Source organism: Mesorhizobium sp. B4-1-1, assembly GCF_006439375.1.
Classification (GTDB): Bacteria; Pseudomonadota; Alphaproteobacteria; order Rhizobiales; family Rhizobiaceae; genus Mesorhizobium.
Window position 1 is genome coordinate 148,225 of sequence record NZ_VFTH01000005.1, and the last position, 18,783, is coordinate 167,007.

An 18,783-nucleotide genomic window follows, 5' to 3' on the forward strand; every position below is an offset into this window, starting at 1 on the left:
CGAAGAGGTTGGAGTATCAGCGCCTGGCTTCGTCGCGATTGACGATCAGGCTGACGATGATGATGACGCCCAGGCAGATCTGCTGCAGATAGCCGTCGATCTGGACGAGGTTCATGCCGTTGGAGAGCACGGTGACGAACAGCGCGCCGAGCACGGCCGCGCCCACGCCGCCCTCCCCGCCGGAGAGGCGCACGCCGCCGACCACGGCGGCCGCGATCGCTTCCAATGTGAGATTGCCGCCGAGATTGGGCTCACCCGAGCCGGTGCGCGCGGTGAGCAGAAGCGCTCCGAGCGCGGCAAGCAGCGCGCATAGCGTGTAGGCCAGCACCAGCACCGGCACGGTGCGAATGCCCGCCGCGACCGCCGCCCTTGGATTGGCGCCGATGATGTAGAGGCTGCGGCCGAAGCGCGTCGCCTTGAGCACGAGGAACAAGAGCACGAATACCAGGGCGGCAATCCAGATCGGCATCGGAATCGAGAGCAGCGATCCCTGCGCGAATTCGGCGGTGAGGCTCTTCGGCAGGCCGGTGACGGGGAAGCCGCCGCTGATCGTCGAGGCGAAGGCCAGCACCATGTTGGCCATGCCGAGCGTCGTCACCAGCGGGTTGATGCCGATGCCGGCTATCAGCACGCCGTTGGCGAGGCCGATCGCACCGGCGATCAGCACCGCGGCGCCGACGCCATAGAGGATCGAGACATCGCCACCGCCCATTGCCACCATCGCCATCGAGGCGGCGACGCTGACCAGCGAGACGGTGTAGCCCAGCGAAAGATCGAAGCCGCGGGTCAGAAGCACCATGGTCTGCGCCATGGCGAAGATCGCAAGATAGCTCGCCTGCAGCGCGATGTTGCGGAAATTGCCGAGGGACAGAACACGCGGCTCGACCAGGCCGAAGAGGATGAGGACAACGACAATGGCGATCGGCAGGCGCGCCGCGCGCAAGATCGCTTTCAGCGAAAGGCCGGAGCTCTGAGCCATCGGTTGTGTCTTGGCCCCCATGCTCATGACTGCCGCTTCCTCAGCAGAAGCCGCTCGATGGCCAAGGCTATGATCAAAACGGCGCCGAGCACCAGCGTCTGGTACTTGCTGTCGACCTGCACCAGGTTCATCGCGTTGGCGATGACCGACAGGAACAGCGCTGCGAGCGCCACCAGTTCTGCGCGGCCGACGCCGCCGCGCAGCGAGACGCCGCCGATGACTGCGGCGGCAATGGTTTCGAGCGCCAGGGTTCCGCCGATCGTCGACTGGCCGGAGCCGAGCCGCGACGTCATCAGGAAGCCGGTGAGCGCGGCGAGCAGGCCGGCAAGCATATAGGCCGCCATCAGCGTGCGGCCGGTGGAGACACCCGACAAGCGCGCCGAGCGCTGGTCGCTGCCCACCGCATAGATATGGCGGCCGAGCGCGGTGAAGCGCTGCATGACGATGCAGGCGGCAAGCACCGCCAACCCGACCCAGAGCACGATCGGCAGGCCCAGGAACTGGCCGCGTCCGATATTGACGATGAAGGAGTCGGCCACACCGTAGATCGGGATGCCTTGCGTGAAATAGAGCGCGATGCCCATCAGCACCGACATCATCGCCAGCGTCACCATGAAGGGCGAGAGCGAGAAGGTCGCCACAAGCCCGGCATTGACCAGCCCGACAAGCGCGCCGGCGCCGAGCGCGATGACCAGCGAGGCAAGGATGACCACCAGTTCCATGCCTGGGAAATAGCCGCTGCCGACCAGCATCACGGCAGCCGTCACCACCGAGGTCGCCGCCACCACCGCCCCGACGGAGAGGTCGAAGCCGCCGGCCGTCATCACCAGCATCTGCGCCAGCGACGGAATGAGCAGCAGCGCGAAATTGCGCATGATGTTGAGCAGGTTGAGCCGGTTGAGGAAGCGCGGCTCGATCAGCGCGGTCGCGACCACCGCCACGACCAGGAAGGTGATGACGATGCCGCCTTGCATGAGGAAGCGGTCGAGCCGGCTGGCGCGATGCGATGGCGCGTTGGCAACGGTCATGGTCGCCGTTTCCGAGCTCATGCGCGCCCTCCGAAATAATGCGACAGGACCTGGGCTTCGCTGAGCTCATGCTGGGCAAGCTCGGCGACCACCTTGCCTTCATGCATGACATAGACTCGCGAGGCGAGATTGATCAGCTCCGGCAATTCGGATGTCGAGACCACGACCGAGGCTCCGGCCTCGACCAGCGATTTGATGAGGTTGTAGACATCGGCCTTGGCGCCGACGTCGATGCCGACGGTCGGCTCGTCGAACAGGTAGACGTCGAACGGCTTCATCAGCCCGCGCGCCAGCATCAGCTTCTGCTGATTGCCGCCGGAGAAGGCGGACGCCTTGCGCTCGGGCGCCATGGGTCTCAGCGCAAGATTGGCGAGCGGCGTCTTGATCGTCTCGTTCTCGCGCCAGAATTTCAGCACCGGCCCGAACGACAGTTCCGGCAGGCCGAGCGAGCTCATGGTTGCGTTCTCGCGCGCCGAGCGCGCCAGCGCCAACCCCTCCGAGCCGCGGTCGGCCGGGAAATAGCAGACATTGGCGGCGAGCATCGACGTCGGCGTCGGCCACTCGACCGCCTTGTCGCCCAGCATGATCGCGCCCGCCTCGATGGCCTCCAGGCCGAAGACGGCGCGACAGAGCTCGCTGCGCCCGCAGCCGACGAGACCGGCGAGACCGACCACCTCGCCCGCGCGCGCCGTGAAGGACGCGCCAATGACCGAGTGCTTTTCCGTCGTGATATCTCGTACCTCGAGCCTGACTGCCCCGGGCTTGTGCTCGATCTTCGGAAACAGCTGTTCGACGGGACGACCGACCATCATCTCGATCAGCCCCTCGTCCGAAATCTCGGCGGTCACGACGGTGCCGATCTTCTTGCCGCCGCGCAGCACGGTGACGCGGTCGGAGAGATTGCGGATCTCGCTCATGCGATGCGAGACATAGATGATGCCGACGCCGCGCGCTTTCAGCAGCGCCACGGCGTTGAACAGTTTCTCCGCCTCGCCGTCGGTAAGCGACGCGGTCGGTTCGTCGAGGATCAGCACCTTCGGCCGCATGCGCAGCGCCTTGGCGATCTCGACCATCTGTTTTTGCGCGCGCGACAGGAAGGCGACCTTCTCGTCGAGCGGCAGATGGAAGCCGAGGCTGTCCAGCAGCTCCGCCGCCGCCTGACGCATCTGCTTGCGCTTGAGGAACAGACCGGACGACTGCTCGCGGCCTAGAAAGATGTTCTCGACCACTGTGAGGTCGGGCACCAGGCTGAATTCCTGGAAAACGGCGGCGATACCGATCTCCTGCGCCACCTGCGGCGTCAGGCTGGTGATGGTGCGGCCATTGATGCGGTAGACGCCTTCCGCCCGCGGGAAGGTGCCGGCGATGAGATTGATGAGCGTCGACTTGCCGGCGCCGTTTTCACCAAGCAGCGCGTGGACCTCGCCCTCATTGAGGGAGAAGTCGACATTGTCGAGCGCGGCGATGCCGCGGAATCTCTTAGTGAATCCTGTAACTTCCAGCATCCAAAAACCCAAGGCTGGCGAGCTAAGTCGCCTGACCGCTTCCGACGAAGCGGCCAGGCCGGGAGAATCGCGATCCAACCGCGATGTGCGGGCCGCGTAAGCAGCTACGCTATTCGACCGAGAACTCGGGGCGCCAGCTGTCCGGCGCGAAGATCTGGGTCGTGTCGATCTTGTCGACATTGTCCTTGGTAACGATGCCGGGGGCAACCAGCAGGACCTTTTCGTGATCCTTCTTTTCCAGCGCGCGAACCGCGAGGTCGACGCCGATGCGTCCCATGATGACCGGATACTCGGTGGCGAAGCCCAGCACCGAGCCGTCCTTGACGGCCTTCAGCATGGTCTGGTTCTCGTAGGAGGACATGATGGTCACGTTGCTCAGGCCGGCGTCGGCGACGGCGCCGATCGCGGCTTCCGCCGTCGGCGCGCCGCCCCAGATGACGTTGACGTCCGGATGGGTCTGCAGCGCGTCCTCGACCAGCTTGAGCTGCGCCGGCACGCTGGCCTCGCCGAACATTTCGCCGACCAGCTTGATATTGCCGGTCTTGGTGCTGTCGCGGAAGCCGTTCATGTAGGTCTCGGCCCAGCCGCTGCCCTGCGGGCCCGGGAACGCCACGGCGGTGCCCTGCTTGTCGCCGAGGAACTTCTTCACATACTCGCCGGTCTGGAAGCCCTTCTGGTAGAAGTCGGGCGTGATGCGGGCGGTGATCGGCGTCTCGAGGATCGGGTTGGCGACGGCGATGTTGACGATGCCCTTGCCCATGCCCTCGTTGATCTTGGCGGCCACGCCGGCTTCCGAGATCGCCGAGATCAGGATGGCGTCGGCGCCCGCGGCAACGCAGTCGTCATATTGCGAGATCTGCTTCGGCAGCGCGGTGTATCCACCCGCCTGCAGCACCGTCACCTTGACGCCCAGGCGCTTGGCCTCCTCGACGATGCCGTAATCCACCGACACCCAATAGCTGTCCTGCAGATGCGGGAAGAGCACGCAGAGCTTCCAGGGCTTCTCTGCCTTGTCGAGCGGCTTGTATTCGATCTCTCCTACTTTCTTGAGGTCGCCATCCTTCGCCGAAGCGATCTTGAACGGCCACCAGTCGGCGGCATGCGCCATTCCGGCCGACAGCACCGTCGCCGACAGCGCCAAAGCCAGTGACTTCTTCAATCCACTCATATCAGTCTCCCATTTGAACAGCTGCCCTTGGAGGGCCTGGAGTTATCTACCCGATCGACCGGTTCAGCCCGATCAGTTTTGTATCCAATCTGCCACTTCTTCGTTGGCATTTCAAACTTCAAACGCTGAATTTCGTATGAATGTATCCATTCAGCTTATTTCGATCGCGCAATTCACAACTTACATCTTATATCTTATGTGTCAATGTGTGATGGGCCGCGCCCGACAGGGCGTTTCGACTGCGATAGGCTGGCTTAGCCCTGCGCCCGAACCTGCGGCAGGGCGGCGTCGAGCGATCGCTCGAATGCATCGACCAAGACGTCGACCTGTGCCTCGGTGATGATCAGCGGCGGACAGAAAGCGATCGCGTCGCCCATATTGCGCGAGATGACGCCGTTCTGCTGCAGAAAGCCGTTGACCAGCGCGCCGAGCGCCGCCGGCTTGCCCCAAGGCGCCTTGGTTGCCTTGTCGGCGACGAGCTCGACGGCGGCGATAAGACCGACGCCGCGCACCTCGCCCACCAGCGGATGCGAGGCGAGCTTGTTGAGCCGCGCCTGCAGATGAGCGCCGACCTTGCGCGCATTGCCGACCAGGTCGCGCTCCTCGATCAGCTTGATGTTCTCCAGCGCGACGGCCGCGGCGACCGGATGACCGCCGCCGGTGAAGCCGTGGCCGAACGTGCCGATGCGGTCGCTCTCGTCGGCGATCGGCTCGAACACTTTGTCGTTGATGATGAGCGCCGAGATCGGCAGATAGGAGGAGGAAATCTGCTTCGACAGCACCATGATGTCGGGCTTGATGCCGAAGGTCTGCGAGCCGAACATCTCGCCGGTGCGGCCGAAGCCGCAGATGACCTCGTCGGCCACCAGCAGGATGTCGTATTTCGACAGCACCGCCTGGATCTTTTCCCAATAGCCGGCGGGCGGAACGACGACGCCGCCGGCGCCCATGATCGGCTCGCCGATGAAGGCGGCGATCGTTTCAGGCCCCTCGGCAAGGATGAGTCTTTCCAGGTCGTCGGCGAGCCGCGCGGAGAACTGCTCTTCGCTCTCGCCGGGCTGGGCGTCGCGCCAATGATGCGGCGTCGACGTGTGCAGGATATTGGCGATCGGCAGGTCGAAGGAGAGATGATTGTTGGGCAGCCCGGTCAGGCTCGCCGAGGCGATGGTGACGCCATGGTAGCCGCGCTTGCGGCTGATGATCTTCTTGCGCGCCGGCTGGCCGAGCGCGTTCGACCGATACCAGATCATCTTGATCGCGGTATCGTTGGCCTCGGAGCCGGAATTGGTGAAATAGGCCTTGCTCATCGGCACCGGCGCCATCTGCACCAACTGCTCGGCCAGGTCGATTAGCGGCGAATGCGCCTTCGAGCCGAAGTCGTGATAGAAGGGCAGCTTCGACATCTGCCTTGTCGCAGCGTCCACCAGACGCTTTTCCGAGAAGCCGACGGCGACGCTCCACAGGCCCGCCATCGCTTCGATGTAGCGGTTGCCGGAAATGTCTTCGACATAGACGCCATCGCCCTTTTCGATGACCAGCGGACCCGCCTCCTGGTGCTTGCGGGCATTGGTATAGCCATGCAGGTGGTAGCGAATATCGCGGGCTTCGGGGGAATTCGGTTTGGCGTCCATCACGGCTCCTGTTTGCAGGCGTCCAAGCGGGAATTGCCCTGCCTCCCCTCGTCCAAGGGTCGCAGTTCCCTCTTGCATTATGCTGCTTGATGCATCATGTTTCTTATAAGATATACTGTCAAGCCCTTTTGGGCCGACAGCCAAAAAGCGGGACGGGAACGGCATGGCGAGCTTCAGTTTCGAAACGCTCGAGCGCGAAAATCTCGGCGAGACCGTCTATGCGCGCGTCGCCGAGGCGCTGGTCAAGGGACGCTTCGCTCCGGATGCCAGGCTGACCATCCGCGACCTCGCACAGTCGCTCGGAACCAGCGTCACGCCGGTGCGGGATGCGATCCTGCGCCTGATCCAGGACGAGGCGCTGGTGCAGAAATCGGCGCGCGAGGTGCGCGTGCCCATCATCACGCTGGAACGCTATCGGGAGATCCGCCAGATCAGGCTGAAGCTCGAAGGTCTCGCCGCGCGCGAGGCCGCGCTCAAGGCGACGGCCGGGGATATCGAGCGGCTGCGCGATCTGATTGCCCGCAACGAGAGTGCTATCGCCGAGAGAAACTGGACCGAAGGGCTGGAGCTCAACCAGACCTTCCACTTCGCGCTTGCAGACATCGGCGACATGGTGGTGCTGCGCGGCATCCTGAACCGGCTGTGGTTGCAGATGGGCCCCCTGATTGCGGAATCCTACCATGAAGGCGGCAGGACCATGATCGACAATCACCACGCAGTGCTCGCCGCGGTCGAAAGGAAAGATGCCGATGCCGCCGAACGTGCGATCATCGCCGACATCACCGAGGGTGGAAACGTGATTCTCGAACGAATGTTCAGCAGGCGCGCCGCCGGCACGGCCAAGGCGGGCTGAGAATGGAACAGATCGACTGCATCGTCGCCGGTGCCGGCGTCGTCGGTCTTGCAATTGCGCGCGAGATGGCCGCACGCGGCCTGGACACGCTCATCGTCGAGGCGGCGGATGCCATCGGCACCGAGACGAGCTCGCGCAATTCGGAGGTGATCCATGCTGGCATCTACTATCCGCAAGGGTCGCTGAAGGCCCGGCTCTGCGTCGCCGGTCGCGACATGCTCTACCGCTACTGCGCGGAGCGTGCGATCCCGCACCGGCGCTCCGGCAAGCTGATCGTCGCAACCGACGAGGCCCAGGAACCCATGCTTGCCGCGATCCGGGCCAGCGCCGCAGCCTGCGGTGTGGACGATTTGCGCTTCGTTTCCGCCGCTGAAGCCCAAGCCCTGGAAACGGCGCTTCATTGCACGAAAGCCCTGTTATCGCCCTCCACCGGCATCATCGACAGCCACGCGCTCATGCTCGCCTTGCTCGGCGACGCCGAGGAAAGCGGCGCGATGCTGTCGCTCAACACGCGCATCGTTTCGGGCCGCATCGACACCGGCCGCATCGTGCTCCAGACGATGGACACGGCAAGCGGCGAGGGTTTCGAGATCGCGACGTCGCGCTTCGTCAACGCGGCCGGCCTTGGCGCCGTTGCGCTGGCGGGCTCGCTCGAAGGCTTCGACCGACGGTTTTTGCCGACGCTTCGCTACGCCAAAGGCAACTACTTCTCGGTGGTGGGCCGGGCGCCCTTCTCGCGGCTGGTCTACCCCGTGCCTGAACCGGGCGGGCTTGGCGTCCATCTTACACTTGATCTCGGCGGTACGGCCCGGTTCGGGCCCGACGTCGAATGGACGGACGCGCTCGACTACCGCGTCGATCCGGCGCGCGGCAAACGCTTCTACGATGCGATCCGCAAATACTGGCCGGATCTGGCCGACGACAGCCTGCAGCCGGCCTATAGCGGCATTCGGCCGAAACTCTCCGGTCCGGGCGAGGCCAACAGCGACTTCGTCATCCAGGATGCGACGACCCATGGAAGCGCCGGGCTGGTCAATCTGTTCGGCATCGAAAGCCCCGGCCTGACCTCCAGCCTGGCGATTGCCGAACATGTGACGCGCATTCTCGCGCCTGAGGCGGACTGACGGCGCCGACACACGGCATCAAAGCCGGTCGGCACCCGCGCGCCTGCCGCGACGCAAGCTGGCATATTCGCTCATTGTATCCAATGGCAAATCTATTTTGGCAGTTTCGCCTTCCAAAAGGCGAGAAACGTCCCTATCGTATCCAATACGCTTCTCGAACCAGCCACGAGCCCGCCAGAAAGTCCTGATGCCCGACTACGCAACATTGGCCCCATCAGCCCCCTGGCGCGAACTGCGTACGACACGCGCCGACTGGGACGACGCCGATCCGGCCGTGCTGGAATCGATGCTTGTTTCGGCCCATCTCATCCGTGCCTTCGAGGAGAAAGTGCTGGAGCTCGCGGGCCAGGGCCTGGTGCACGGTCCTGCCCATTCCGCGGTCGGCCAGGAAGGCGGCGCCGTCGGCTCGGCCGCGTTGATGCGCGCTGGCGATCAGATCAACGGATCCCATCGCGCGCATCACCAGTTTCTCGCCAAGTCGATCCGTTATGTCGCGCCCGGCGGCCTCTTGCCCGCAGCGGAGTTTTCATCGGAAATCCGCGGTCTGGCCCAGAGGTCGCTCGCCGAGATACTCGGCCTGGCGCAAGGCTTTTGCCGGGGACGCGGCGGCTCGATGCATCTGCGCTGGGCCGAGGCCGGCAATCTCGGCACCAACGCGATCGTCGGCGGCGGCGTGCCGCTGGCGGCCGGTGCCGCCTGGGCGCACAAGCGGGCGGGCAAAGGCGACGTCGCCTTTGCCTATTTCGGCGACGGCGCGGTCAACATCGGCTCGGTGCTGGAGACAATGAACATCGCCGCCGCCTGGAAGCTGCCGCTTTGCTTCTTTATCGAGAACAACCGCTATGCCGTCTCGACCCTTGTCGAGGAAGCGACCGCCGAGCCGCGCCTGTCGGCACGCGGATCGGCTTTCGCCATTCCGGCCTGGAAAGTCGACGGCATGGATCCCCTCGCCGTCTATCTTGCGACGAAGGAAGCCATGGAACTGATGCGCAACGATGGGGGGCCGACCATCATCGAGGCTGACGTCTATCGCTACTTCCATCAGAACGGTCCTCTGCCGGGCAGCGCCTTCGGCTATCGCGACAAGACGGAGGAAGCGGCCTGGCGGGCGCGCGACCCGCTCGACCGGCTGGCGAGCGAAATGGAACAGCGTCAGATCATCGGCAGCTCGGGCGTTGCCGCCCTGCGCGAACGCGCGCTTGCACTGATGGCGGATGTCGCCGCCGAACTCGTCGAGCAGGTGGACGGCAAGAATCGCATCAAGCCCGCGCTCTGGCCGGACGAAGGTTTCCGCGACCACGGCATACGCGGCGACCTCCAGGAATTCGCGAGGACGCGCACCGAGGAATTGGAAACCTTCGGCGGCGCGATCGACAGCGACGCCAAATTCATCGACGCCGTCGCGAGCGTCATGCAGCGCCGCATGGCAACGGACGACCGCATCGTCGTCATGGGCGAGGATGTGCACCGGCTGAAAGGCGGCACCAACGGCGCGACGCGCGGCCTTGCCGCCGCCTTCCCCGACCGGGTGCTCGGCACGCCGATCAGCGAAGCCGCCTTTACCGGGCTCGGCGGCGGCATCGCCATGGATGGCCGCTATATTCCGGTTGTCGAGTTCATGTATCCGGACTTCATGTGGGTGGCCGCCGACCAGGTCTTCAATCAGATCGGCAAGGCGCGCCATATGTTCGGCGGCGATATCGACATGCCGCTGGTGCTGCGCACCAAGGTCGCCATGGGCACCGGGTACGGTTCGCAGCACTCCATGGATCCGGCCGGCATCTTCGCCACCTCGCCCGGCTGGCGCATCGTCGCCCCTTCGACGCCCTTCGACTATGTCGGCCTGATGAACAGCGCGCTGCGCTGCAAGGACCCGGTGCTCGTCATCGAGCATGTCGATCTCTACAATTCGACCGGACCGGCGCCGATCGACGACCTCGACTATTTCATCCCGCTCGGCAAGGCGAAGGTCGTTCGCCGAGGCACGGCCATGACCATCCTGACTTACCTCGCAATGGTGCGGCCGGTGCTTGAAGCGGTCGAACGTCTCGGCGTCGATGCTGAGGTCATCGACCTGCGCTCGCTCGATCGCGCCGGGCTGGACTGGCAGGCCATTGAAGCCTCGATCCGCAAGACCGGCAACGTGCTGGTGGTCGAGCAAGGCGCGCGCGGCACGTCTTATGGCGGCCTGCTCGCCGCCGAGATCCAGAACCGCTGCTTCGACTGGCTCGACCAGCCGATCCAGCGTGTCCATGGCGGCGAAGCCTCGCCGAGCATTTCCAAAGTGCTCGAGGGCGCCGCTTGCGCACGCCCCGCCGACATCGAGTGCGGCTTGCGCCAGGTGATGGCTGACCAAGGTCGGCCGCTTGGCTGAAAGTCAGGCCTTCGGATCGTCGCGCGGCGTCATGAAGCCGGCGGTCTCGCCACCGTCGACGCTGAGCACCGCACCGTTGACGAAGCCCGCCGCGGCAGACAGCAGCCAGCCGATCGCCTCCGCGACATCTTCCGGTGTGCCGAGGCGGGCCGCGGGAATGCGCTTTTCCAGCTTCTCGCGCCGGCCCGGAATGGCCAGCGTCTTTGCCATCATCTGTGTTGCGATCTGACCCGGGCAGACAGCGTTGAAGCGCACCTCCGAGCCGTATTCGAGCGCCAGCGCTTGTGTCAGGCCGATCAGCGCTGCCTTGGAGGCGGTGTAGATCGCAAGCCCCTCCTCGCCGACCAGGCCGGCCACCGACGAGATCGTCACCACGGCGCCGCGAGCGGCCCGCAGACCCGAGAGCGCATGACGCGTGAACAGATAGGCCGAGGTGGCGTTGGCCGTCATCGTCCTGTTCCAATCGTCGAGCGTCGTCTGGTCGAAGGCGCCGCGTCCGCCGGCGCCGGCATTGTTGACCAGGCCGGCGATACACCCCCTGCCGAGTTCCAGCGCGACGTCGACCGCGCGCTTGCAGTCGGCCTCGCTGGTTACGTCGCCGGCGGCGAAGACGGCGCCAGGAACCGCGGCGATCACATCATCGGCGGCGGCCCGGTCGCGCCCGGTGAAGACGACCCGCGCGCCATCCGCCGCCAGCCGCTCGACGCAGGCCGCGCCGATACCGCGCGTGCCGCCGGTCACCAGGAAGACGCGTTGTGTTTGCGCGCTCATGCGGGCGTCTCGTAACTGACCGGCGTGCAGAGCGGACCCGCCCTGTGTGCTGCCCAGTAAAGATCGTGGATGCGGTTGGTGATCGGTCCGGGCTTGCCGTTGCCGTAGATGCGGCCGTCAAGCACCGTCACCGGCATGATGCCGCCGGCCGAGCTGGAGATGAATATCTCGTCGGCGTCGCGCAGTTCCTCGATCGGCAGCGGCCGCACCTCGCAGGTCACGCCTGCTTCGCCGGCCATCTCGATCACCGTGCGGCGCGTCATGCCCTCGAAGACGCCGCGATCCGGCGTGGCGACGACGTTGCCCTTCACCGAAAAGACGTTGAAGCCCGCGCCTTCGGTGACATTTCCCTTGCCGTCATTGAGCACGGCAACGACGGCGTCCTTGTCGTAAGCCTCGAAGATGCCCATGGTGAGATCGAGCCAGTGGAAATTCTTGATACGCGGATCGAGCGATTCAGGCGGGATGCGCTGCACCGAGCTCACCACCATCTTCAGCCCGTCGCGGCGCTGTTCGTCATTGGCGATCCAGACGAAAGGCTGCGCGAAGGCATAGAACCGGTTCTGGCAAAGCCGCGGATCGCGCGTGCCTGCCGGCGGCACGCCGCGTGTACAGGTCATCTGCACATAGGCGTCGCGAAGTCCGCTGCGGCGCACGCATTCGATGAGGACATCGGCCATCTCAGCCTTGCCCAGCGGCAGGCTCATGCGCAGGCCGCGCATGGAAGCCAGGAAACGCTCGAGATGGTCGTCGAGCCTGAAGAAGCGGCCCTTCCAGACGTGGGTGACGTCATAGGTCGAATCGGACCGGACGAAACCCCGGTCGGTGATCGGGATCGCCGCCTCGGCGAGCGGCACGTAGCTTCCGTTGACGAACGCTATGCCCAATGCGGGGTCGTAGGCTGTCCTGTCGTTCATGCAAACCTCCTCCAGAGCGGCGCTAGTATTGGATACAATGACTTCGATTTATTCGGCCACAACCGGTATTTCTCTTGCCAACGATCCTCAATTGGATACGTTTCTGCAGGAATTGCGAGACATCGTAACGATATGAGCATGGAAGCGGCGGATACCGTGAAAGGCCTGCCCGGACTGCGCGGCACCGAGCATATCGGCTTCACCGTGCCCGATCTCGACGAAGCCGTCCGTTTCTTCGTCGAAGTGATCGGCTGCGAGCCGTTCTACGAGCTCGGGCCTTTCCAGTCCGACGGCGACTGGATGGAAGCCCATCTCAACGTCCACCCCCGGACGGTGATGAAGCGGCTCAAATTCCTGCGCTGCCGTCACGGCTCCAACTTCGAGATCTTCGAATATTCCGCCCCCGGCCGGAACGGCACCCAGCCCCGCAACGCTGACGTCGGCGGACACCACCTCGCCTTCTATGTCGACGATATCGGCGAGGCTGTCGCCTATCTCAGATCGCATGGCGTGCGTGTGCTCGGCGAGCCGACGGTGCGCACCGAGGGGCCTAGCGCCGGTCAGACCTGGGTCTATTTCCTGAGCCCCTGGGGCATGCAGCTCGAGCTGGTCTCCTTCCCCGGGGGCAAAGCCTATGAGCGCGAGACGGACCGCCGGCTCTGGCATCCGGCCAGCCCTCACCTGTGAGCGGTTGGTTCGTGCCGATTCCCACCCGTTCGCCGATGCACTAACATCCGCGGGATAAACACGATGCGGGGAATTGAGATCATGGCCGGCAGACGCACAAGCGGCGGAACCGAGGGCAACGGCGCCGCCCTGGCCAGCGGCCGCGTCACCGATGCGCTGCGCGACGCCATCCTGTCGGGGCGGCTGCAGCCGGGCAGCCGCGTCCGCCAGGAAGAGCTCGCCGAAGAGTACGGCATCAGCCGCATTCCGGTTCGCGAGGCGCTGAGGCAGTTGGAAAGCGAGGGGCTGGTCATCCTCGTGCCCAACAGCGGCGCCTGGATTTCCAAGCTCGACCGCGCCGAATGCATCGAGATCTACAAGATCCGCGAGCGTCTGGAGCCGCTGGCGCTGTCCGAAAGCAGCGCCAACCTTTCGCCCGAAACGCTTGCGCGCCTGGAAGACCTCGTCTCGCGCATCGAGGCCGCCGACGGCATCGACGAGTTCCTGCAGCTCGACCGCGAGTTTCATCTCCTGAGCTATGAGGGCGCGCGGATGCCTCAGCTCGCCCAGATGATCCATAAATTCTGGAACACCACCCAGCAATACCGCCGCGCTTTCGCCGCATCGGTCGGCAAGGCCGGCATGGCGGCGGTGCATCACGAGCATCGACTGATCCTCGAAGCGCTGAGGCGGCATGACGGCGAACAGGCCGGCCTCATCCTCTACGGCCACATCCGTCGCACCCGCCTGCAGCTCGAACAACATAACGAGATGTTCGCCTAGCCCACGCGCTGGCGGGAGCCACTAGAATCCCGCCTGGCTGATGAACTTGGTGACGAGATAAGCCTCCAGCGCTTCCGAGCCGCCTTCGGAACCGTAGCCGCTGTCCTTCACGCCGCCGAAGGGTACTTCCGGCAGCGCCAGGCCGAGATGGTTCGTCGTCAGCATGCCGGTCTCGATCTCCGCGCCGAGCTCGGTCGCCGTCTTCAGCGAACGGGTGAAGGCGTAAGCCGCGAGCCCGTAGGGCAGCCGGTTTGCCTCGGCCACCGCCTCGTCGAACGTCGCGAACGGCATCGCCAGCGCCACCGGACCGAATGGCTCCTCGTTCATGATGCGCATTCCGGGACGCAAGTCGCTGAGCACGGTCGGCTCGAAGAAAGCGCCCTTGTTGCCGATGCGCTTGCCGCCGGTCTCGAGCTTGGCGCCCTCGGCCACCGCTTCGGAAATCATCGCCTCGACGGCTTGCAGCCGGCGTTCATTGACCAATGGCCCCATGCGGGTGCCCTCGGTCAGCCCGTCGCCGACCTTGATAGCGCGCGCATGACCGACGAGCTTGTCGACGAACGGCGCGTAGGATTTCTCCTGGACAAGGAAACGCGTCGGCGAGACGCACACCTGGCCGCCATTGCGGAACTTGGCAGCCGCCAGCAGGGCCGCCGCGTTGTCGAGGTCGGCGTCGTCGAAGATGATCGCCGGCGCATGCCCACCGAGTTCCATCGTTACGCGCTTCATATGCTGGCCGGCGAGCGCCGCGAGTTGCTTGCCGACGGGGACGGAGCCTGTGAAGGACACCTTCCGGATCACTGGATGCGGGATCAGGTAGCTCGAAATCTCCGGCGGGTTGCCATAGACGAGATTAAGCACGCCGTCGGGAAGCCCGGCATCCTTGAAGGCGTCGGCGAGGCAGGCGGGCGAGGCAGGCGTTTCTTCCGGTGGCTTGACGATCATCGAGCATCCGGTGGCGAGCGCGGCGCCGATCTTGCGGATCGTCTGCGACACCGGGAAGTTCCACGGCGTGAACGCCGCGACCGGCCCGACCGGCTCGCGTACGACCAGTTGATGGACGTTGCTGGCTCTCGCCGGCACGATGCGCCCATAGGTGCGACGCCCCTCCTCCGCGAACCAGTCGAGGATATCGGCCGAGGCCAGAACCTCGATCGTAGCCTCGCTCAGCGGCTTGCCCTGTTCCAGGCTGAGCAGGCCGGCGATCCTGCCGGCACGCTCGCGCATCAACCGCGCCGCTTCACGGATCACCTTGCCGCGCTCGAAGGCGGAGACCTTGCGCCAGACCTTGAAGCCGCGCTCCGCCGAGGCCAGGGCGCGGTCGAGATCGGCGGCGCCAGCCACCGCAACCGAGCCTATGACTTCATCGGTGGCGGGATTGCGAACCTCGAGCGTCTTGCCGCCAGCCGCCGGTCCCCACTTGCCGTCGATGAAAAGCTCGACTTCGGGATACATGCTTTTGTCCTGTCTGATGGTGATTGTCATGGCAGCCAAGCCTCAGAGCGAGAGGCTCTCCCTTGTGTCTTCGATGGCGAGAAAAAGCGCGCGGACGAGTTCGTCGATCTGGTCCGGCTCGATGATGTAAGGCGGGCAGAGCGCCAACACGTCGCCCATGTTGCGCAGGATGATGCCGCGGTGCCGGCAAGCGCGTTCGACCTGCGCGCCAATCCTGGCCTCGGCCGGAAAACCCTGTTTGGTGCGCTTGTTGGCGATCAGTTCGATGCCGGCCAGCAGGCCGACGCCGCGGATCTCGCCAACCATCGGGTGGTCGGCAAGCGCGTTGCGAAGCGCTTCCAACATCTGCGCGCCCAGCGTCCGGGCGCGGCCGACGACATCGATCTCGTGATAGATGCGCAACGCTTCGGCGGCAACGGCCGAGGCGACGGGATGGCCTGAATAGGTGAAGCCGTGCCCAAAAACGCCGTTCCGGTGCCCTTCGTCCGCGACCGGCTGGTAGGTCGCGTCCGACACGACCACCGCCGCGATCGGCAGGTAGCCCGAGGACAGGCCCTTGGCGACCGAGAACATGTCGGGCTTGAAACCGAAAGTCTGGCTGCCGAACCAATTGCCCGTGCGACCGAAGCCGCAGACCACTTCGTCGGCCAGAAGCAGGATGTCGTGCTCGTCGAGCAGCTTGCGCAGCTTGGGGAAGTAACCTTGCGGCGGCACGATGACACCGCCCGCCCCCATCACCGGCTCGGCGATCATCGCCGCGATCGTCTCGGGATCGGCCGCCAGGATCATCGCCTCCAGTTCGGCGATCAGCCGGTCGGCGAACGCCTCCTCGCCCTCGCCTTCCCGTCCTTCGCGGTAGAAATGCGGCTTGCGGGCAAAGAGGACGTCGTCGGTGTTCATGCCGAACGAGCGGTGCATATGCGGCAGGCCGCTCAGCACAGCGCCCATCACCGTACTGCCATGGAAGGCGCCGTTGCGGCTGATGATGCGCCGCTTCTCAGGCTTGCCGCGCGCCGCCTGATAGTACCAGGCGAGCTTGACCATGGAATCGTTGGCTTCGGAGCCCGAATTGGCCAGGAATATCCTGCAGTCCGGAATTGGCGAGACCGCCGCGAGTTGCTCGATCAGATCGATGCAGGGCTCGTTCGAACGATGGTTGAACGTATGGTAGTTGGCGAGCTTGGCGAATTGGGCAGCCGCAGCGGCGGCCAATCTCTGATCGTTGAAACCGAGCGACGCCGTCCACAGGCCTGCCATGCCTTCGATATAGCGGTTTCCGGCATCATCGCGGACATAGACGCCGTCGCCGCCCGAGATGATCAGCGGCCCATCCTGCTCGTGCCGCCGCGGGTCCGTCTGCGAATGCAGATGCAGGCTCATGTCGATTGCCCGAGCCGAATTGTGCAGCATTTCCTGTTTCCCCAAGAGCGGATGATTATTCTTGCGGCTCAACCAGATATCTTATAACTTATAAGTTGTCGAGGGTCGGATAACTGGAAGCGGAGGAGATAAAGCATGGCGTCCACAGGCGCGAGCCGATGGCCGAGCAACGGCGGCAATGACGGGATATCGGACGAACAGGCTTCCCGCTTGCGCGAGCGCGCGCGCTTCGTGCGGCTGGAGACGATCAGGCTGATTTCGATCGCCAAGGTCGGCCACTACTCGTCGGTCTTCTCCTGCGCCGAGATCTTCTCGACACTCTACTACGACACGATGCGGCTGCACCGCGGCGAGCCGAGCTGGGCGGAACGCGATCGTTTCCTGATGGGCAAGGGCCATGCGGCGGTCGGCCAGTTTCCAATCCTCGCCGATCTCGACTTCTTCGACCGTTCCTGGCTCGACGATTATACCCGCCTCGGCAGCCCGCTCGGCGATCACCCCGACATGCGCAAGGTGCCCGGCGTCGATTTCAGCTCCGGTTCGATCGGCCATGCCCTGTCCAATGGCGTCGGCATGGCGCTGGGCGGCCGCTTCCACGGAAAGGACTTCAACGTCTTCGTCCTTCTCGGCGATGGCGAGATGCAGGAAGGGCAGGTGTGGGAGGCCGCCATCAGCGCCACCACACACCGGCTGGGCAAGCTCGTCGCGATCGTCGATCGCAACGGCTACCAGCTCGACGGCAAGGTCGACGACGTCGCTACGGTCGAACCGCTCGATGAGAAGTGGCGCGCCTTCGGCTGGGAAGTGCATGAGGTCGACGGCCACGACGTCGTCGCGCTCGCCAACCTGCTGCGCAAGGTCAAAGCCGATACCGGCCGCGAAAAACCCTGCTGCGTCATCGCCAGAACGGTCAAGGGCAAAGGCATCGACTACATGGAAACCGAACCCGGCTGGCATCTCGGCTATCTTGCGCCGGAGGACGAAGCGCGTGCCCGCGACATGATCCTCGAAGGTGCGGAATGAGCGCGGCCTTGCATCCCGACAGCTGGCAGTACCGCGAGCTGAACAAGCGCGCGCCTTCGCTTGCCACTTTGGCTGACACGCTGATCGAGCTTGCCGAAGCCGGCCATCCGGTCGTCGCCGGCACCGCCGACCTGCAGCATTCCAACGGACTCGTCGGCTTTGCCCGGCGCTTTCCCGAGCGCTTTACGCAATTCGGCATTTCCGAGCAGAACATGGTTTCGGCCGCGGCCGGCATGGCGACGACCGGCGTCATGCCCTATGTGGCGACCTTCGCGTCTTTCCTCGCGCTGCTTTGCTGCGAGCAGATCCGCATGGACGTCGCCTATTGCGCGCAGCCGGTTCGCCTGATCGGTCACCACACCGGCATCTCGCTCGGCTTCTACGGCACCTCGCACCACGCAACGGAAGACATCGCGATCATGCGCTCGATTGCCGACCTCACCGTCGTCTCCACCGCGGACGGCCCGCAATTCGCCGCGGCGCTGCGCGCTTCCGTCAACCATCCGCAGCCGATCTATTTCCGCATCTCGCGCGGCCACGACCCGGTCGTCTATGCCGGGGACGCGCCGTTCGAATTCGGCAAGGCCGTGATCCACGGCATCGGCAACGACCTCACCATCATCGCCTGCGGCATGGCGGTGCACTCGGCCAAACAGGCGATGGAAGCATTGAACGGCAAGGGGCATTCCGTCGGCCTCATCGACATGCACACGATCAAGCCGCTCGACCGCGAGGCGGTGATGGCGGCGGCGCGCAAGTCGCGCATCATCCTGACCGTCGAGGAGCACAACATCCTCGGCGGCCTGGGTGGCGCCGTCGCCGAAGTGCTGGCCGAGGAAGGCGGCGGCGCACGTCTCGTCAGGCACGGCATCAAGGACGAGTACAGCCTGATCGCGCCGCCGACCCACCTTTATCGCCATTACAAGCTCGACGGTCCCGGCGTCCAAAGCGTCGCGCAATCCCTGCTCGCTTAGAGCATGATCCCGAAAAGTGGGAACTTGTTTTCGGAAAAGATCATGCTCCAACAAACAGCTGAGCAGGATGACGATTCAACGTAACGTCATCCTGCTCTAGCAGGCTCCACAATACAGTGAAGGAAAAAGCGTCTATTGGTTATATCTTGTAG

The 18,783-nt window shown here is 64.6% G+C and carries 16 protein-coding genes; 7 read left to right on the forward strand and 9 right to left on the reverse strand.

Annotated elements, in window-relative coordinates; translation table 11 throughout:
* Nucleotides 1–16: 16 nt before the first annotated feature.
* From FJW10_RS09355 to FJW10_RS09375, 5 genes are all read right to left on the reverse strand, one after another.
* Entirely contained in the window at nt 17–1,006 is a 990-nt protein-coding gene (locus FJW10_RS09355) for an ABC transporter permease (protein WP_246674173.1), read from the reverse strand.
* Nucleotides 1,003–2,028 carry an ABC transporter permease gene (locus tag FJW10_RS09360; protein WP_210239792.1) on the reverse strand — a complete coding sequence of 342 codons (1,026 nt, stop codon included), beginning with the start codon at nt 2,026–2,028 and terminating at the stop codon, nt 1,003–1,005. Before FJW10_RS09360 ends, FJW10_RS09355 begins: the two co-directional genes overlap by 4 nt.
* Entirely contained in the window at nt 2,025–3,512 is a 1,488-nt protein-coding gene (locus FJW10_RS09365; RefSeq protein WP_140899869.1) for a sugar ABC transporter ATP-binding protein, read from the reverse strand. The genes FJW10_RS09360 and FJW10_RS09365 overlap by 4 nt, the downstream gene beginning before the upstream one ends.
* Nucleotides 3,513–3,621: 109 nt before the next feature.
* Nucleotides 3,622–4,680, reverse strand: a complete 1,059-nt coding sequence (torT, locus tag FJW10_RS09370) for a TMAO reductase system periplasmic protein TorT (protein WP_140899870.1) — start codon at nt 4,678–4,680, stop codon at nt 3,622–3,624.
* A gap of 254 nt (nt 4,681–4,934) precedes the next feature.
* Nucleotides 4,935–6,311 (reverse strand): aspartate aminotransferase family protein, encoded by a 1,377-nt coding sequence (locus FJW10_RS09375; protein WP_140899871.1) that lies wholly within the window; start codon nt 6,309–6,311, stop codon nt 4,935–4,937.
* A 163-nt stretch (nt 6,312–6,474) separates the two neighbouring features.
* Here FJW10_RS09375 and FJW10_RS09380 point away from each other — a divergent pair, with 163 nt between their 5' ends.
* From FJW10_RS09380 to FJW10_RS09390, 3 genes are all read left to right on the forward strand, one after another.
* A complete protein-coding gene (locus tag FJW10_RS09380; protein WP_140828556.1) occupies nt 6,475–7,164 on the forward strand; it encodes a GntR family transcriptional regulator in 690 nt (229 codons plus the stop codon).
* 2 nt (nt 7,165–7,166) lie between these two features.
* Nucleotides 7,167–8,288, forward strand: coding sequence for an NAD(P)/FAD-dependent oxidoreductase (locus tag FJW10_RS09385; RefSeq protein ID WP_140899872.1), 1,122 nt, complete (start codon nt 7,167–7,169; stop codon nt 8,286–8,288).
* A 187-nt stretch (nt 8,289–8,475) separates the two neighbouring features.
* A complete protein-coding gene (locus FJW10_RS09390; protein ID WP_140899873.1) occupies nt 8,476–10,662 on the forward strand; it encodes an alpha-ketoacid dehydrogenase subunit alpha/beta in 2,187 nt (728 codons plus the stop codon).
* Between the two features lie 3 nt (nt 10,663–10,665).
* Here FJW10_RS09390 and FJW10_RS09395 read toward each other — a convergent pair whose 3' ends face one another.
* Together FJW10_RS09395 and FJW10_RS09400 are read right to left on the reverse strand one after the other, a co-directional pair.
* The gene (locus FJW10_RS09395; protein ID WP_140899874.1) at nt 10,666–11,433 is read right to left on the reverse strand and encodes an SDR family NAD(P)-dependent oxidoreductase; all 768 of its coding nucleotides are present in this window, start codon (nt 11,431–11,433) and stop codon (nt 10,666–10,668) included.
* Complete coding sequence (locus FJW10_RS09400) at nt 11,430–12,350, reverse strand: aminotransferase class IV (protein ID WP_140899875.1); 921 nt, start codon at nt 12,348–12,350, stop codon at nt 11,430–11,432. The genes FJW10_RS09395 and FJW10_RS09400 overlap by 4 nt, the downstream gene beginning before the upstream one ends.
* A 138-nt stretch (nt 12,351–12,488) precedes the next feature.
* On the opposite strand from FJW10_RS09400, the gene FJW10_RS09405 reads away from it, so the two are divergent.
* Both FJW10_RS09405 and FJW10_RS09410 read left to right on the forward strand, forming a co-directional pair.
* The gene (locus FJW10_RS09405) at nt 12,489–13,037 is read left to right on the forward strand and encodes a VOC family protein (RefSeq protein WP_210239793.1); all 549 of its coding nucleotides are present in this window, start codon (nt 12,489–12,491) and stop codon (nt 13,035–13,037) included.
* 81 nt (nt 13,038–13,118) lie between these two features.
* Nucleotides 13,119–13,799, forward strand: a complete 681-nt coding sequence (locus FJW10_RS09410; protein ID WP_140828535.1) for a GntR family transcriptional regulator — start codon at nt 13,119–13,121, stop codon at nt 13,797–13,799.
* Nucleotides 13,800–13,820: 21 nt separating this feature from the next.
* Here the strand turns inward: FJW10_RS09410 and FJW10_RS09415 are convergent, their stop codons facing one another.
* Both FJW10_RS09415 and FJW10_RS09420 read right to left on the reverse strand, forming a co-directional pair.
* Nucleotides 13,821–15,284 (reverse strand): NAD-dependent succinate-semialdehyde dehydrogenase, encoded by a 1,464-nt coding sequence (locus FJW10_RS09415; RefSeq protein ID WP_246674175.1) that lies wholly within the window; start codon nt 15,282–15,284, stop codon nt 13,821–13,823.
* A gap of 12 nt (nt 15,285–15,296) precedes the next feature.
* Complete coding sequence (locus FJW10_RS09420) at nt 15,297–16,664, reverse strand: aminotransferase (protein ID WP_140899876.1); 1,368 nt, start codon at nt 16,662–16,664, stop codon at nt 15,297–15,299.
* 105 nt (nt 16,665–16,769) lie between these two features.
* Between FJW10_RS09420 and FJW10_RS09425 the strand changes: the two genes are divergently transcribed.
* Both FJW10_RS09425 and FJW10_RS09430 read left to right on the forward strand, forming a co-directional pair.
* On the forward strand, nt 16,770–17,657 hold the full coding sequence (locus tag FJW10_RS09425; RefSeq protein WP_140899877.1) for a transketolase: 888 nt from the start codon (nt 16,770–16,772) through the stop codon (nt 17,655–17,657).
* Nucleotides 17,654–18,631: a transketolase C-terminal domain-containing protein gene (locus tag FJW10_RS09430; RefSeq protein ID WP_140899878.1), complete on the forward strand. Its 978-nt coding sequence runs from the start codon at nt 17,654–17,656 to the stop codon at nt 18,629–18,631. The genes FJW10_RS09425 and FJW10_RS09430 overlap by 4 nt, the downstream gene beginning before the upstream one ends.
* Nucleotides 18,632–18,783 lie beyond the last annotated feature (152 nt).

Bases quoted from the DNA above. Each gene is read 5' to 3' on its own strand.
- FJW10_RS09355 (WP_246674173.1), bottom strand. From the start codon at position 1,006: ATGAGCATGGGGGCCAAGACACAACCGATGGCTCAGAGCTCCGGCCTT.
- FJW10_RS09360 (WP_210239792.1), bottom strand. From the start codon at position 2,028: ATGAGCTCGGAAACGGCGACCATGACCGTTGCCAACGCGCCATCGCAT.
- FJW10_RS09365 (WP_140899869.1), bottom strand. From the start codon at position 3,512: ATGCTGGAAGTTACAGGATTCACTAAGAGATTCCGCGGCATCGCCGCG.
- torT (WP_140899870.1), bottom strand. From the start codon at position 4,680: ATGAGTGGATTGAAGAAGTCACTGGCTTTGGCGCTGTCGGCGACGGTG.
- FJW10_RS09375 (WP_140899871.1), bottom strand. From the start codon at position 6,311: ATGGACGCCAAACCGAATTCCCCCGAAGCCCGCGATATTCGCTACCAC.
- FJW10_RS09380 (WP_140828556.1), top strand. From the start codon at position 6,475: ATGGCGAGCTTCAGTTTCGAAACGCTCGAGCGCGAAAATCTCGGCGAG.
- FJW10_RS09385 (WP_140899872.1), top strand. From the start codon at position 7,167: ATGGAACAGATCGACTGCATCGTCGCCGGTGCCGGCGTCGTCGGTCTT.
- FJW10_RS09390 (WP_140899873.1), top strand. From the start codon at position 8,476: ATGCCCGACTACGCAACATTGGCCCCATCAGCCCCCTGGCGCGAACTG.
- FJW10_RS09395 (WP_140899874.1), bottom strand. From the start codon at position 11,433: ATGAGCGCGCAAACACAACGCGTCTTCCTGGTGACCGGCGGCACGCGC.
- FJW10_RS09400 (WP_140899875.1), bottom strand. From the start codon at position 12,350: ATGAACGACAGGACAGCCTACGACCCCGCATTGGGCATAGCGTTCGTC.
- FJW10_RS09405 (WP_210239793.1), top strand. From the start codon at position 12,489: ATGGAAGCGGCGGATACCGTGAAAGGCCTGCCCGGACTGCGCGGCACC.
- FJW10_RS09410 (WP_140828535.1), top strand. From the start codon at position 13,119: ATGGCCGGCAGACGCACAAGCGGCGGAACCGAGGGCAACGGCGCCGCC.
- FJW10_RS09415 (WP_246674175.1), bottom strand. From the start codon at position 15,284: ATGACAATCACCATCAGACAGGACAAAAGCATGTATCCCGAAGTCGAG.
- FJW10_RS09420 (WP_140899876.1), bottom strand. From the start codon at position 16,664: ATGCTGCACAATTCGGCTCGGGCAATCGACATGAGCCTGCATCTGCAT.
- FJW10_RS09425 (WP_140899877.1), top strand. From the start codon at position 16,770: ATGGCGTCCACAGGCGCGAGCCGATGGCCGAGCAACGGCGGCAATGAC.
- FJW10_RS09430 (WP_140899878.1), top strand. From the start codon at position 17,654: ATGAGCGCGGCCTTGCATCCCGACAGCTGGCAGTACCGCGAGCTGAAC.